The following is a 14,774-nucleotide window of genomic DNA, read 5'->3' on the forward strand; positions in this document are numbered from 1 at the left end:
CTTTTTTCCCAAATATCCGTGCCAATCCGCGTTCATCCGTGCTATCCGTGTCAAAAATATCTGTGTTCATCTGTGTGAATCTGTGGCTATTATTTACACAGTTACAGCTTCTTTAGCATGAGCTGAAACAATTTCCTTTACCTGCTCTTCTGTCATTTTAAGAGACTTGGCAATCAGTTCAATTGAAACGCCGTTTTCATAAAGGGAACGGGCGGCATCAATGGCTTTTTCCTGGGCACCTTCTTCTCGGCCTTCCTTTTTTGCCATCCTCATAATATCTCGATCATGTAAATTCATAGCGGCGTAATCACTCCTGAATTTTTCGTTTTCTTTTATCTTTTCAACGATTTCCGAAAGACGATTTGTAAAAGCATCTTTACCAGGCTCGTTCGTGCTTATATATTGCAGCAATGTTCTGATTTTTTCATCCTTTACTGACTTATATGCCTTTGAATTATAAATCACCTTTACACTTTTGTCATTCAAATTAACATCAGCGTTTTCTGCACAGGTGTTTTTGAAAGTATAGCACGGAAGTCCGTACGGCTTTTTCTTTTCTTCATCAGCAAAAAACGGCTCCTGCTTACAGATGAAAAGCACATAACTTTCTTTTAGTTCTGTATAATCCTGCCCCTTCATAAGGGTATCCATGTCTAACATCGATTGATAATATCTTGTACGTTTACCAAGTGCATCCTGCGGGTAGCATTGTAATTCTACGTCAATAACTTTTTCATTGTCTTTCAGATAAACATCCAGGCGGACACCTTTTGTCGTATAGAAAGGTTTTATCTGCTTTTCAAGTTCAGGGTATTCGACATGCCCTACTTTTATATGAAGGAGTCTTTCTATAAGCTCTGCACAAATTTGCGGCTCTCTCATTACTTCCTGAAACATTCCATCGTCTGCAAAAGTCAGTTCATCGACAGGCTTTCTGTCATAAATTTTGTTTGTCATTAAATAACCTCGTAATATAGTTTTAATGGAATGAAATTCCTTTACTATATACTTTCCACGCTTGTCAAATTTTGACAAAATTTTACGCTTAAATTTTGAAAAAATTTAAGCAGGAAAGGTTAATTACACTAACAACTGTAGAGTAAATTACGACCTTTCCAGTTTTGACAAAAATTCCGAAAAAAAGTTTAAGAATTTTGGAGAAAATTTTAAGATAAACTATACATTAATATCAGTTTTACGTCTGGGTCTTAGACTGGGGTAGCAAAATCCTTAAAAATGACTGAAGGACTGGTAAAAGAGATTGGTCGTCTTGCCCCACGTGTTTGAATGTACTTACGGACGCTTCGCACCACGCTGTGTGCGAGACAGGGTGGCCCACAATCCACGTTCATCCGTGCTATCCGTGTCAAAAATATCTGTGTTCATCTGTGTGAATCTGTGGCTATTGTCTTTCTATCCTGGCTAACCACTTTGTTTGACTTTTTGGTGGTATGTGGTATATTTAATAAATATAGGGCACGCGCGACATGCGTCTTGCCCCCAGTTGAAGATTTACGTCTTTACAGACGCCGCTCCATTCTGTGTGGGTCAATACGACAGGGTGGAGCTATTTTTATTACTCTTTTTTCCCAAATATCCGTGCCAATCCGCGTTCATCCGTGCTATCCGTGTCAAAAATATCTGTGTTCATCTGTGTGAATCTGTGGCTATTATTTTTCTTCTTAGATTAACCAACCTCAAGCTTTTCGCCCGTTCTGTGGTCTAGACAGAGTGGGCGTTTTTTTTACTATAGTTGATTATATTAAATTTTCAGAAATACAAGTGCATGCACTCCACTCGCTGAAATTATTTTATTTCTAAATCAATGCCATAAGTGCATCCTGCAAAATCTGTGAACAGTTAAAATGGCGCTTATCGGCAATCTTTGAAAGCCAGGCCGGAAGAGAAACATTTTTTCTGACAGATCTTGTATCTGTAAGCGCACGATATTTTAAGGTATCAGCATTAATAAGGGAGAGCTCTTCGCCACTGTTGTAAGAAATCTTTGCCTGTGGAGTTGGAGCGGGAATAGGCATACCCTCATCTTCAGCAACGCAAAGCCAGGCAGACATTGCATCAACTGTCTGTTCAATTGCATCAGATAAAGTTTTTCCAGTTGTAATGCAGCCAGCAAGATCAGGAACCCTGGCATAAAACTTTCCGTCTTTCTCTGTAAAAACTGCTGTATAGGTATATCTCATTTTTTTTCTCCCTGTTCAATTTCTTTTTCAATATAGCGTAAATCATCCTCATCAAAATCATGCCTTTTTAATGAAATCATTACTCCACGTTTCGAATTGAAAAAGATATCATGATTTGCACCATGTCTTCTAAATTCGTATCCAGCCGCTTTGAGCGCTTTCTCAGCCTTTTTGCGAGCGTTCATTCATACCTCCAATGATACACACTTTTACACAATAATTCAATTTTGAATTATCGTATTTCACATATATATACTTTCCACGCTTGTCGAATTTTGACAAAATTTTACGCTTAAATTTTGAAAAAATTTAAGCAGGAAAGGTTAATTACACTTACAACTGTAGAGTAAATTACAACCTTTCCAGTTTTGACAAAAATTTTGAAAAAAAGTTTGGGAATTTTTAATGTTTTTATCAGAGATACTATATTATTTACCAGGAAGAAAAAATCTGTGTTTATCTGTGTGAATCTGCGGTTATTACATAATTTCATTCGACCGGGGGAAAAGTTTCCTTCGGACGGGTGCAAAGTTGCACCAAGCCGATGTAAGGGTTGCCCATAAGTTAGCGGCAACTTTCCCATAAGTTATGGGCAACTTGCCCATAAGCGGATGCAGACTTTCCCATAAGCGGGTGCAAAGTTTCCCATAGCTTATGGGAAACTTTTACTTGCGACTTATATTACTATTCAATATGAGCGGCGCCGACTTTACGGATGTTCATCAGGTAAACGTTCTTTTCGCCAACGAATTTACCCATGTATTTGATGTATTCCTGAACGCTTTCACTTGGAAGAATTGCCATGATTACACCTGCAAAACCGCCACCATGAACGCGGCAAACACCCTTTCCAATCTTATTAATAAACTGAGTTGTAAGGGCAAGACAAAGGGAAATCTTCTGTTCTTCCGGATGAGCGTTTACATAGCAGTTCTGCAAGAGTTCAAATGATGAGCGGCCGGAAGCATCAACAAGCTTAAGAATCTTTTCGCCGTCGTCTTTTTCAATTGCGTCAGCCATCTGCTCTACGCGGTTAGTTTCATTAAAGAAGTGGAAGGCACGAAGAAGGGCACGATCGTTTTTAAGTTTTCCGATAAGCTCAGGTGTTTTTTCAAGCAGCTTTTCTACGTTTGATTCACAGAGATTTTTTACACCAAGTTCTTTTGCAACAAGGCGCATTTCACCAGGAACGCTTGAATATTCAGCGCTCAAATCTGCATGTCCCTTTCCTGTATTTACGATTACGATGTCATAGCCGTATTTCTTGAAGTCCAGGTCGATTTTTTCATAGTCTACTGTACCGTTGTTAAAGCTGTGAGAAAAATCAAGCTTGATTGCTCCGCCAGCCGCACAAGCCATCTGATCCATAAGACCGGAAGCCTTGCACCAGTAAACGTTTTCTGCGCTCTGTCCGATTTTTGCATAATCAACGATGCTGAGTTTACTGTCATTAAAGAAATAGTTGATTACAGAACATACAAGCATTTCAAATGCAGCCGAAGAGCTTACACCGGCGCTTGCAATTACAGTTGTAGAAGTATAAAGATTAAAGCCGCCAACCTTGTGACCAAAGTTCTGAATCGCCTTTACCATTCCGGCAACCAGAGAGAGGCTTCCCTGGCACTTAGGAACATTGTCTACGTCCTTAATATTAAATTTTACAACTTCATCAAAGCCTTCGCTCAGGATATTGATTTCATCACTTCCGTTTGGATAAGCGGCACCGATTGTATCAAGAGTGATGCTGCCGGCAATTACCTTACCGCCGTTGTGGTCTGTGTGGTTTCCGATAACTTCTGTACGGCCAGGAGCAGTAAAAAACTCCATTTTGTCTGAACCAAATGATTTAGTAAAAAGTGAAGAGAGCTTTTCAAAGCGGGCTTCTGCTTCAGCGGCATTGCCGTAAATATTTTCCAGTGCTTTTTTTGATGGTGTCATATAATCTCCTTTTTTTCCTGTCATTATTATTATAAGTGCAATCTTGCGCATTTCCATAATAAAATTAGTAAGAAAGGGGTATTATATTGAGAAAGTTATTTTGTAAGGGCTTTTTCTACCTGTTCAATGATTACGTCAGGGGTTGAAGCACCGGCGGTAATTCCTACCCTTTCAAAGGCAAAAAAGTCTGCAGGGATTTCTTCTGCACTCTGAATGTGGGCTGCATGAGGGCAGTTTTTCTGGGCAGTCTGAAAGAGTCTTATTGTATTTGCGCTGTTTTTTCCGCCTATTACAAGAACGCCGTCAACGCGGGAACACAAATCTATCAAAGAATCCTGACGTTCTTTTGTAGCCGGGCAGATAGTATTGTTTATTTTAAGGTTTTTATATTTCTGTCCCACAATCTGAGAGATTTTTTCAAACTGAACGGGACTGAAGGTTGTCTGGCTTAATAAAATTGCCTCACCATCATCTTCCGGCAGGGAGAGTGCATCAGCTTCATTTTCCAGAAGAATGAACTTTCCCTGGGCATAACCTGCTACACCTTTTACCTCGCCATGATTACTGTCGCCTGTAAGAATGATTGTTTTTCCTTTTGAAGAAGCCTTCTGAACTGTAATCTGATTGGCATTTACGCGGGGGCAGGTGGCGTTAATTATGACGCAGTCCTTATCTTCCAGAGCCTTTGTAACATCCGGGGAAACTCCGTGAGCCCTGATAATCACTACGCTTTTTGCTTCAACCTTTTCAAGTTCGTCTTCTGAAAGGATTTCCAGTCCCTTGTTCTTAAGATTCTGCAATACAATTTCGTTATGAATAAGCGGCCCCAGGGAATAGACCTTTTTACCGCTGTAATCTTCCAGCGCCTTTTCTGCATATTCCACGGCGCGGCGAACACCAAAACAAAAGCCTAATACGCTAGCTCTTTTTACTTCCATAAGTAAATTATAGCAAAAAAAAAGGGCAGAAGAAACATCTTCTGCCCTTTTCATTTTTTATCCGGCGATTACTCGTCTGCCTTTACGTTTTTAAGCGAGTGGTGAACACCAAACTCTGGGCGCCAAGTGCGGCGGAAGAGCTGGATGAATCCGCTTGAAATAAAGATAGAAGAGTACATACCACTGAGCAAACCAACAATCAAAGCCAAAGAGAAGTCTTTAATGCTTCCTGTTGTGAATACGTACAATGAAACTACTGCGAACAAAGTTGTAACAGTTGTCAAAATTGAGCGTACAAGAGTGTCAGAAAGTGACTGGTTCAAAATCGGTGTAAAGGATTTTACGTCATTCATGTAAGTAAGGTTATAACGGATACGGTCAAGGATAACGACTGTAGCGTTGATAGAGTAACCGATAATTGTAAGAACGGCAGCCAGAACAGTAGTTGTGAATTCCATCTGTGTCCAGACGATGAAAGTAATCATAATCAATGTATCGTGGATCAAGGCAATTACCGAACCAAGAGCGAAGTCCCAGTGGAAGCGGAATGCAGCATAAATCCAGATCAAAGCAACTGTAAGAACAAACATCAAAAGTGATTTGTAAGCAATTGAGTTTGACATGCTTGAACCGATGAAGTCAGTTTTTACGATTGCAACATTTGATTCAGTGAATGCAGTATAAAGGTGCTGATTTACAGCTTCCTGCATATCATTCTGAGAAGAACCTTCAGAAGTTCCCATTCGGATCTGATAACTTGCATCTGCACCCTGACCAAGCTGTTTTACATCAATACCCTGAAGATCTGACAAAGCAGAACGAACATCATCAGTTGTAATTTCAGATGTTCCTGCAGGATAAATGTACAAAACTGAGTTTGTAAGCTGGTTAGTAGCAGCTGAGTTCAAGAAAAGTTTTGTTGATGGGAAAGATCCGTTTTTAACAGCAACTTTTACACCAGAAACCTTGTTCATTTCGTTTGCAAGAGCTTCAACAGTTGTGAATTCAGCAAAGTTGAAAGAACGGGTTTCGTTTACAGCACCAAGACCAGAAATTACCAGGTCAAGCTGGCCAGCGCTGAGTTCCATAGCAACCTTTGCAGAACCACTGTATGTAACTTCCGCAACAGGAGGAGCTACGCGAACCTCTTCAATAAGACCAGGTTTAAAGTCGATACCAAAGTTAATTCCCTTTGTGATAAAGCCTGCAATTCCAAAAACAATTACGATAATGCTCAAAACTGCGCAAGGAATAAAACCTTTATTAAAATTCATTCTTTTCATTGTTTAATCCCCCAGCCGATGCTTACTTTTTTAGCATGCAGCACATCTGTATCAAAGTCGAACATAAGGCGTGATACAAACAATGCTGTAAATACAGAAGAAACAACACCGATTGCAAGTGAAACAGCGAATCCCTGAATAGCGCCAGTTCCTAACTGTGAAAGGAAGATAGCAGCGATAAAGGTTGTGATGTTAGAGTCCATAATTGCCCAGAAGGCATTGTCAAAACCGATAGAGATTGCAGCAACGCGAGATTTTCCCTGACGCAATTCCTCTTTAATGCGTTCAAAAATAAGAACGTTAGCATCTACTGCCATACCGATTGTAAGAATCATACCGGCAATAGAAGAAAGTGTAAGAGTCAAATTGAAAGCAGAAAGAACCGAGAACATGATGTAAAGGTTCAAAATCTGAGCTACTACAGCGTTGATACCTGACAAGTGATAGAAGAACAAAAGGAATACAAGAATCAAACCAAGACCAAGACAGATAGCAAAGATACCCTGATGGATAGCCTGCTCACCAAGGCTTGCGCCGATTACCTGCTGGCTTTCTACTTCAAGAGGAACTTCAAGCCAAGCTGACTGCAAAACTTTCTTGATGTTGTTAGCTTCTTCGTAGCTGAATCCACCGCTCAAAGAAACGCTTCCGCCTGTAATTGCAGTTTTGATTGTTGCGTTAGATTTTACTTTATTGTCGCTTACGATAGCCAGGTTCTGACCAACGTGTGCGCCTGTAAAATCTGCAAAGATTTCTGCACCTTCATCATCAAGCATGAATGCAACTTCAGGCTGATTTGTGATTGTGTCTGCGCGAACTTCTGCAGATTTAATGTGTTTACCTTCAAGAGCAATTTCCTTCTTTACAACAACGTAGTCATAGCGTTCATCAAGACCGTAAGCATCTTTTGTGTATTCACCAAATACTTCGCAGTCTTCAGGAATGATAGATTTGTCCATCAATTCACCAACAGCGTTGAATGTAGAAGTTGGGTGCTGATAATAGTAAGTTTTGAACATCTGAGTTGCTTCTGAATCAACAAGACGGAAGTTCAAAAGACCTTTACCCATAATCAATGTTGTGATTGTGTCTGCCTGAGCAGCACCAGGAATTTCAATATAAATGCGGTCTTCACCCTGCTGGCGAACAGTAGGAGAAGTAAGACCGAATTTGTCGATACGGCTTGTAAGGTTTTCAATAGCGTTAGCCATTGCTTCCTTTTTGAAATCAGCAACAGGCTGGTGAATGTTTTCAACGCCAGTTGCTTCTACAGCTGCATCCAGATCAGCGCGAACGATAACGTTCATACCACCAGAAAGGTCAAGACCAAGCTTTACAGAGTTTTCATAGTAAGACTTAGCTTTAAGAATTCTGTCGCGGTAGCGGGCCTGAATTACATTAAGGATTTCAAGTTCGCTGTCATAAGCAGAAACAACATCAATTACTGTCATTTCTGAAGGAACTTTCTTTCCAATTAACTTATATTTCTTAGCTGCGTCTTTTTCCAGCCAAGAGTATTCTTCAGGAAGTTTTGCTGAAGAATCGTTTGATGCAAGTGCCTTGATTGCCTTTACATCTTCACCAGCTTTAGCAGTTGCAAAGTCTTTGATGTTTTCTGTTGAACCAAGAGCCAGTGCCTGAACTTCTTTTGGAGTTCTTCCATACCAGCTGATAGATGGCCAAAGGAAAACAAAACAAAGAGCAAGTACTACAAGCAGGAGCAGTAAACGTGATCGTTTGTTCATTTTTTTATTTTCCCCACTTATTTATTTTCTTCAGAGCTTTCAGTTGCAGGAGCTTCTGCTGTTTCTGAAGATTTTTTACCTTTTTTTGCTGCCTTTGTGTCGGCTTCTGCTGCTTTTTCAGCATCAGTTTTTTCTACACTTGAGATTGCAGAGCGGTTGAATTCAAGTTTTACGTTTTCGTCAACTTTTACAATTACAGTCTTTTCTTTTACAGAAGAGATTGTTCCGTGAATACCACCGATTGTGATTACCTTATCACCCTTTTTCAATGCTGCGAGCATTCTTTCAGTTTCTTTCTGTTTCTTATTCTGTGGACGAATCAAGAAGAAATAGAAGATAACGATGATTAATAAAAATGGTAAGAGAGTGCCAGTTAAAGCACCTGTTGTTGAAGCACTTCCTGCAGTTCCTGCTGCCTGAAGCAATGAAACGAATGACATATGTCCCATCCTAAATTTTTAAAATATGACCCAATTTTGACAATTGTATCAGGATATAAAAATATCATTTATGGGCTATTTTATCAACTGAGTAAGGGCCTCATTCAAACGGCGGATTGAAGAATCGTTGGGTTTTATTGCAACTACCTGACGCAGGTAATACTGGGCCTTGCGGTAATCATTCTTTCCATAATACACCTCATAAAGGCGGAAAAGGGCGTCGCTGTTACGCGGGTTGGAAATCAAGGAAGAACGCAGGTCAGCAAGAACTGCATCCTCTGTAAGCTGAAGAAAGCTTCTGCGGTAATACAGATAACTTTTCATCTTTGAAGATGAAGAGTCTATGAGCGAATTAAGATATTTCAATACAAGTTCGCGGTTTCCGTTTTCACAATAGGCAAGAACATAAGCCTGCAGGATTTCGTCATCATTAGGAAACTGCATCTGCATTTTTTTTGCAAAATCAAAGGCTTCGCTTTTGCGGCGCAGCTTGATGCAGACATCTACATAATTTTTGATGATATCGGCGCTTGGATTTGGCATGGATGTAAGTTTCGAAGCAATTTCATATGCCGCCTGCCAGTTTTCGCGCTGAATAAGTCCCGAAAGTGCATATCGCATCGCAAGGCTATTTTCCGGCTCTGCAGCCAGGATTTTTGCGCAAAGTTCATCGGCATACTTTCCGGCAACCGGCGCGTCAGTTTCGGCAGAAATGCGGGCAGCCATCATAAGGGCTTCCGTGTTGTCCGGGTAAAGCTGCAGGGCCCGCTCAACGGTCTGAGTCGCGGTACTTGTATTTTTACTCCATTCAAGCTGAACCTTTGCGCGCAGAACAAGATAGTCGATTGAAGTGTCATTCTGCTTTGCGTACATATCAAGAAGGGAAACTGCGTGAATGTAGTCGTTCTTTTCGATAAGGATTTTTGCGCGGAAGAGTACGAACTCCAGGTTGTTAGGGGTCTGCTGAAGGACGCGGGCAACGTACTGCTCTGCCATAGGCAAATCTTTTTTGGCAAAAGAAACGTAGGCGTTGAGGCGCAGTACATCAATATCATTTACGTCAGAAGTCTGGGCAAATGAAGCAAGGATTTTTTCTGCCCCGGAATAATCTGCATAATGAATGAGAACCTTGGCGTAGGCAATTGCAATTTCCTTGGAAAAATCAGATGTTTCCCAGGCTTTTTTCAAATACTCCCCTGCACTCTGATAATCCGCTTTTTTGGAACAGGTAATTCCCAGAAGATATGTAGCGAGTACAGAAGATGAATTATAGGCAAGGGCTTCCTTGCAGGCCTGTTCGCATAAGTCGTAGGAGTCCTGGGTAACCGAAGGGCTGAGAATTACAAGGGCAGGAAGAATAATGCTCAAAAAATCAGATTTTCCGGTGCTCGAATCAAAAATACCGTTTCGGGCAGAATCAATTGCCCCAAGATAAAGGTTATCAGCCGGAGCCTGAACCGGATCCCAGGTGATTTTCTGAGAAGGCCATACAAGCTGCATGATTTGAGTTGCAATTTCTATAAGTGTGCGTTCGTTTTCGGCATATTCTCCGTTTGCATGATGAAGGGCCTGCATTGCCTTTCTTAAAGACTGGGGAGAACCGTTTTCTACTCCGTAAACAACGTCATTTTCGATTTTATAAAAATAAGTTCGCCTGGCAGAAGGAAGCTTTACGTTATCGGCACCCGAATAGGCTGTGGACGCAGCGCTCTTATCCTTGTCCTTTTTCTTTTTTGCAGAAAAGGCTGGTGACGCGGCAAAATACGACACCGCTGTTACGAGAATAATGAGCTTTTTAAAATAGAGTCCACTTTTCACTTAATCGCGTTATAAATCATCATCAGCGAAAGGATATTCTTCTGAGGTTAAATCATCAGAATCATCACCCTTCCAAACAAGTTCTTTGTGATCTTTTTGCAGGAAAAAATACAGTATGTATATCACAAGAATTCCAACTATCAGAGCCGGTGCGGCAAAATAACTTACAGTACGAAAAGGAATTTTAATAATGCGGGAAGAAAATAAGAAATAATAAGAGGCCATGAGGATAAGGACAAAGCCTGAAACACCGTAATTGAGGCGAATCTTTTTATATTTGTAGCAGCTTACACCTATCAAGCTTGCGCCCGGAAAGAATCCGTAAATCGGCCATACTGTTGAAAATTTAATCTCCGGAAAAAAGAAGAAAAGCATGGACATAATGGCGTAAGAAGCGATGAGAAGGCCCGAAAAAAGCTGGTAAGGCCTTCTTGTCTTTAAGAAGGTAAAGATTACAATAATGATTCCAATTACAGCCTGGGCAAACAGGAATGAAAAGAAAAGTGTTTCTGATTGAAAAAAGGCAAAGCTTGAAAGAAGAAAGAGAATTCCCGTTATCAGAAAAAGGAATCCAATTGAAATCAAAATATTTAAAACTTTTGTGCAGCGTCTGCTCATACTCTTTCCTAATTATTTTTAAAGTTTAAACGATTTCAATTTTTTAAATGCTATTATAATATACAGCCAAAAATCATTCTTTACAATAATATTCCGCTATGATAAATTTTGCTTATGAAGAGAAATCGTTTTCACATTGCCTTTTTTTTATGCTTTTTATTTACTATATTTTCGGCATGTAATCCGAATAAAAACAATAAAAACGACGATGATTTTTTTGCCATGCAGCAGAAATTTCAGGACATTCTGGATAACGCAAACCTCAATTCCCAGCAGAAATATTCCATCATAAATCAGATGGCAACTAACTACCTTTCCGCTAAGGACTATCAGGGTCTGGTACTTTTCCTTTCCGACTGGGTAGAACAGAATCCTGATGACATGTACAACTCTTACTGGCTTTTGATGACTGCCTATGCCTATCTTTCCATGCGGGCCGAGCCGGTTGCTGAATATTATTTTGACCGTATCCTGCAGCAGTATCAGGATTTGCTGGTAAAGGGAAAATCAATTCACTTTATGTGCCTGCAAAACCTTATTCAGATCAGTAAAAGCCCTGCCCACCGAATCAAATATTTTAATGAGCTTATTAACCGCTTCCCTAGCGAAGTAAACACAACAGAGCTTTACCTGCGTCTTGCAATGGAATACGAAAAAGACAGCCAGTGGACACAGGCCCTTCGCGCCTACACGGTTTTTCTTGAACAGCCGGACGCAACTACAATTCAGATTCCAGGCGAACCTGATGCCTATAAAAATGCCCGCCACCTTATTGATTATAATTCTTCAAGCAAGGACTGGACTTTTGAAAGCCTTGATGCCCTGGAAACAGCTGTTAAAAAAGCTATCCGCAATTACGACTGGCGTTCTCTTGATAAATACAAGGCAAAGGTAAATTTCTTTTCTATGTCCTGGAAGCAGGATGAAATGGATGCCAACTCCCAGGAAGAGTTCTCTATGAGAAGCTTCATGCGGGGTAACCGAATCCGTTTTGCAGAAAATCTTGATCCCTCTTCTACACCTAGCGAGGCATATCTTAGAACTACAGGCTGGTCTACCTACGTTCCGGTATGGTATCTTTATTTCAGAAAGGTAAACTTCCCGCTTGATTCCGACATTCACGGAAACTGGGAATGGGCTGGAATTTACATGGGTGAAAAACTCTAGTAAAAAATACATCAGACGATAATAAAAAAGTGATGAAAAAAAGGCTTTTTGGGGCAATTCTGATTTCTCTTTCCTTTTCCATCTCCTTGTGGGCAAATACACAGGAGCCGGTGGACGCATCCCAGGAAATTGTGCAGAGCCTTAAGGCAGAAATCCAGCTGCTTGCAAAAAAGAAGCCTTACATCCCTCTTGATATTCCCGGGGCAGACCGTCCTGAAGTAGAAAAATTCCGAAATCACTATCTTCATTCACCAAAGCTTGCAAAACGCCTTTACGATGATTTGGAAAGCGCCCAGGATTACAGGATTTTTGTAAGGAAGGCTGTGCTTGACGCAGAACTTCCACTTGTTCTGGAATATCTTCCCATGGTTGAATCAAACTATAATCCGAATGCCCGCTCAAAATCCGGCGCAATCGGGCTCTGGCAGTTCATGGAAAACAGCGTATCAAACTTTCTTGTCCTGAATGACTTTGTTGACGAGCGCTACGACCCCTGGAAAGAAACTGACGCCGCCATCAAAAAATTAAAGGAAAACTACAGATTCTTTAATGACTGGGCTCTGGCGCTGGGTGCCTATAACTGTGGGCTTGGAGCCATGAACCGGGCTTTGAAAAAATCTCCTGTAAAAGACTTCTGGTATCTTGCCAGCCACGGTTACATAAGCCGGCAGACAGCAGACTACGTGCCAAAGCTTCTTGCAATTGCTGACCTTGCAATCAACAGCGAATACTACGGCATTGACCTTCCGGACCACCACGAAGAATTTGAGCTTCTTGTAAACGAAAAAGAAGGAAACTTTGACTACATCAAGGTAAAAAAGGCCTACTCAATAAGCCAGCTGGCTCAGGAAATGAAGATGGACACTAAAGTTCTTAAAAGACTGAATCCATCTTATGTCCGCGGCATGACCCACCCTGCAAAAGAAAGCCTTATCCGCCTGCCTCTTGGCATGGAACAGTCTGCCCTGGACGCCCTAAAGCAGCTTACACCGATTGACTTCCCTTTCAAATACACTGTTGTAAAGGGCGATTCTCTCTGGTCAATTTCCCGCCGCTTTGGGGTCAGCCTTAAATCTCTTTGCGAAACAAACGACATTACCGAAAACGCGATACTAAAAATAGGAAAAATCCTTTATATTCCCTCAAAATAAGCCGAAATTCATATTATGAAAAAACTTGCCTTTTTTTTAACACTGGGACTTACACTGTCTGCATCATCAGTTTTTGCCCAGCATAAAACTCAGGAACACGACGGCGTTGTAAGCGCAAAAAGCAGAATCAACTGGGTAAACCGCGAGTTTGTAACAGACCTCTCTTTTGACTGCAAAAGCTCAAACCTGACAATGCCTTCCGGCAAAAAATCAGCCTCGGCAAAAATTTCGGGGAAGATGTGCCAGTTAACACAGCCTTTTCTTCTTTCCCTCTATAACGATTCAAAATATACACTTTCGGACATGGTTGTAAGCGGCCAGCTTTCACTGGACCAGGTCTATCACTTTATTAAAAACGGCTATAAAACTCCCGATGTTTTTTCAAAGGATTTGACGACCCTTGATTCAATCAACACCCTCAACGTAAATAACCTGGGAAAAGAGCTTGTAAAGCATTACTTCAGCTATACTCCTGAAAAACCTATTGATATCATCGCTTCAAGAAAATTTTCCGGCATTATTATTGATGCCCGCGGCGCCCAGCCTGTTCACGGTGAATACATTAAAAGTCAGGTTTATCCCTGCTTCTTCCCTACAATCTGGGATGACCAGATGAACATTGTTTATGAAAAAGGCATTGTTTCACCTGACACCGTAAAGAAAAACGGTCTTACAGGCTTTCACTACTCAGACAATATTGAAGAATATCAGGACAGGGTTGGAATTGACCCCCTTTACATCCGCGCTAATGAAGTTTTCGGCCGCAACCGAACTGACCCGATTATCAGCCGCAAGGATGCCCTTAAGATTTTTGCAGAACCTGAAAACATCAAGCTTTTGCAGGAAGGAAAGGTTGTAATCCTTCTTGATAAGGAAAACCTGATTTATGATATTGCTACTCCTCATAAAGACGAGGCCTACTACGTAAATTACAGCCGCGTAAAGCAGTATTTTTATGAAAATAAGGTTCAGGGCATTGAAGTAAGCGACACAGGAGACGGAATCCTCTTCTCTGTTGATTTGAAGTTCTATCCTGATTCAACAAAGCTTTTGCCAGGTGAAAGAGAGCGCATTAAGACAATTTCTGAGCAGCTTAAAAATATTTTGAAAGACGGCGGATACACTGTTCTTATTGAAGGACATACTGCGGACGTCGGAAAGCCTGTGGGTCAGCTTAATCTTTCCATTGACCGAACAAGCGCTGTTATGGCAGAACTTATAGCAGACGGACTTCCTGAAAAAATCTTTACCTACAAGGGTTACGGCGGAACAAAGCCGCTTGCAAGCAATGAAACTGAAGAAGGAAGAGCCCAGAACAGACGAGTTGATATTACGGCAAGACCTATTGCGACTTATATCCAGCGTACGTGGTAACGGCGAAGGTCGTAATTGCAGTTTTAAGGTTTGAGCTTTGCATACCTTCGCCTGACTTGCGCACGGCGCAAGTCTTTCAGAGTGATCTAAAGTCAGTTTTT

At 41.0% G+C, this 14,774-nt stretch carries 13 protein-coding genes; 3 read left to right on the forward strand and 10 right to left on the reverse strand.

Going from position 1 to position 14,774, the window contains the following annotated elements:
- Positions 1-93: 93 nt before the first annotated feature.
- From T530_RS14445 to T530_RS0112825, 10 genes are all read right to left on the reverse strand, one after another.
- Complete coding sequence (locus tag T530_RS14445) at positions 94-957, reverse strand: Rpn family recombination-promoting nuclease/putative transposase (RefSeq protein ID WP_051537992.1); 864 nt, start codon at positions 955-957, stop codon at positions 94-96.
- An 860-nt stretch (positions 958-1,817) separates the two neighbouring features.
- Positions 1,818-2,201, reverse strand: a complete 384-nt coding sequence (locus T530_RS0112780) for a type II toxin-antitoxin system HicB family antitoxin (protein ID WP_027729350.1) — start codon at positions 2,199-2,201, stop codon at positions 1,818-1,820.
- Complete coding sequence (locus T530_RS0112785; protein ID WP_027729351.1) at positions 2,198-2,386, reverse strand: hypothetical protein; 189 nt, start codon at positions 2,384-2,386, stop codon at positions 2,198-2,200. Before T530_RS0112785 ends, T530_RS0112780 begins: the two co-directional genes overlap by 4 nt.
- A 499-nt stretch (positions 2,387-2,885) precedes the next feature.
- On the reverse strand, positions 2,886-4,139 hold the full coding sequence (locus tag T530_RS0112795) for a galactokinase family protein (RefSeq protein WP_027729353.1): 1,254 nt from the start codon (positions 4,137-4,139) through the stop codon (positions 2,886-2,888).
- A gap of 95 nt (positions 4,140-4,234) precedes the next feature.
- Positions 4,235-5,077, reverse strand: a complete 843-nt coding sequence (ispH, locus tag T530_RS0112800) for a 4-hydroxy-3-methylbut-2-enyl diphosphate reductase (protein WP_027729354.1) — start codon at positions 5,075-5,077, stop codon at positions 4,235-4,237.
- A gap of 68 nt (positions 5,078-5,145) precedes the next feature.
- Positions 5,146-6,360 carry a protein translocase subunit SecF gene (gene secF / locus T530_RS0112805; protein WP_027729355.1) on the reverse strand — a complete coding sequence of 405 codons (1,215 nt, stop codon included), beginning with the start codon at positions 6,358-6,360 and terminating at the stop codon, positions 5,146-5,148.
- Positions 6,357-8,105 (reverse strand): protein translocase subunit SecD, encoded by a 1,749-nt coding sequence (gene secD / locus T530_RS0112810; protein WP_027729356.1) that lies wholly within the window; start codon positions 8,103-8,105, stop codon positions 6,357-6,359. Before secD ends, secF begins: the two co-directional genes overlap by 4 nt.
- Positions 8,106-8,122: 17 nt before the next feature.
- Positions 8,123-8,545 (reverse strand): preprotein translocase subunit YajC, encoded by a 423-nt coding sequence (gene yajC / locus T530_RS0112815; protein ID WP_027729357.1) that lies wholly within the window; start codon positions 8,543-8,545, stop codon positions 8,123-8,125.
- 75 nt (positions 8,546-8,620) lie between these two features.
- Positions 8,621-10,363: a lipopolysaccharide assembly protein LapB gene (locus T530_RS0112820; RefSeq protein ID WP_027729358.1), complete on the reverse strand. Its 1,743-nt coding sequence runs from the start codon at positions 10,361-10,363 to the stop codon at positions 8,621-8,623.
- A gap of 9 nt (positions 10,364-10,372) precedes the next feature.
- Positions 10,373-10,981 carry a hypothetical protein gene (locus T530_RS0112825; RefSeq protein ID WP_027729359.1) on the reverse strand — a complete coding sequence of 203 codons (609 nt, stop codon included), beginning with the start codon at positions 10,979-10,981 and terminating at the stop codon, positions 10,373-10,375.
- Positions 10,982-11,203: 222 nt separating this feature from the next.
- On the opposite strand from T530_RS0112825, the gene T530_RS0112830 reads away from it, so the two are divergent.
- Genes T530_RS0112830 through T530_RS14935 form a run of 3 tightly spaced genes read left to right on the forward strand, consistent with a single transcriptional unit; the run spans position 11,204 to position 14,673 of the window.
- The gene (locus T530_RS0112830; RefSeq protein ID WP_215904676.1) at positions 11,204-12,148 is read left to right on the forward strand and encodes a tetratricopeptide repeat protein; all 945 of its coding nucleotides are present in this window, start codon (positions 11,204-11,206) and stop codon (positions 12,146-12,148) included.
- Positions 12,149-12,180: 32 nt separating this feature from the next.
- Positions 12,181-13,299 (forward strand): lytic transglycosylase domain-containing protein, encoded by a 1,119-nt coding sequence (locus T530_RS0112835; RefSeq protein WP_027729361.1) that lies wholly within the window; start codon positions 12,181-12,183, stop codon positions 13,297-13,299.
- Between the two features lie 15 nt (positions 13,300-13,314).
- On the forward strand, positions 13,315-14,673 hold the full coding sequence (locus T530_RS14935) for an OmpA family protein (RefSeq protein WP_051537993.1): 1,359 nt from the start codon (positions 13,315-13,317) through the stop codon (positions 14,671-14,673).
- Positions 14,674-14,774 lie beyond the last annotated feature (101 nt).

It is taken from the genome of Treponema sp. C6A8 (assembly GCF_000619925.1).
Lineage (GTDB): Bacteria > Spirochaetota > Spirochaetia > Treponematales > Treponemataceae > Treponema_D.

Bases quoted from the DNA above. Each gene is read 5' to 3' on its own strand.
- T530_RS14445 (WP_051537992.1), bottom strand. From the start codon at position 957: ATGACAAACAAAATTTATGACAGAAAGCCTGTCGATGAACTGACTTTT.
- T530_RS0112835 (WP_027729361.1), top strand. From the start codon at position 12,181: ATGAAAAAAAGGCTTTTTGGGGCAATTCTGATTTCTCTTTCCTTTTCC.
- T530_RS14935 (WP_051537993.1), top strand. From the start codon at position 13,315: ATGAAAAAACTTGCCTTTTTTTTAACACTGGGACTTACACTGTCTGCA.
- T530_RS0112780 (WP_027729350.1), bottom strand. From the start codon at position 2,201: ATGAGATATACCTATACAGCAGTTTTTACAGAGAAAGACGGAAAGTTT.
- ispH (WP_027729354.1), bottom strand. From the start codon at position 5,077: ATGGAAGTAAAAAGAGCTAGCGTATTAGGCTTTTGTTTTGGTGTTCGC.
- T530_RS0112795 (WP_027729353.1), bottom strand. From the start codon at position 4,139: ATGACACCATCAAAAAAAGCACTGGAAAATATTTACGGCAATGCCGCT.
- T530_RS0112825 (WP_027729359.1), bottom strand. From the start codon at position 10,981: ATGAGCAGACGCTGCACAAAAGTTTTAAATATTTTGATTTCAATTGGA.
- yajC (WP_027729357.1), bottom strand. From the start codon at position 8,545: ATGTCATTCGTTTCATTGCTTCAGGCAGCAGGAACTGCAGGAAGTGCT.
- secD (WP_027729356.1), bottom strand. From the start codon at position 8,105: ATGAACAAACGATCACGTTTACTGCTCCTGCTTGTAGTACTTGCTCTT.
- T530_RS0112830 (WP_215904676.1), top strand. From the start codon at position 11,204: ATGCAGCAGAAATTTCAGGACATTCTGGATAACGCAAACCTCAATTCC.
- T530_RS0112785 (WP_027729351.1), bottom strand. From the start codon at position 2,386: ATGAACGCTCGCAAAAAGGCTGAGAAAGCGCTCAAAGCGGCTGGATAC.
- secF (WP_027729355.1), bottom strand. From the start codon at position 6,360: ATGAAAAGAATGAATTTTAATAAAGGTTTTATTCCTTGCGCAGTTTTG.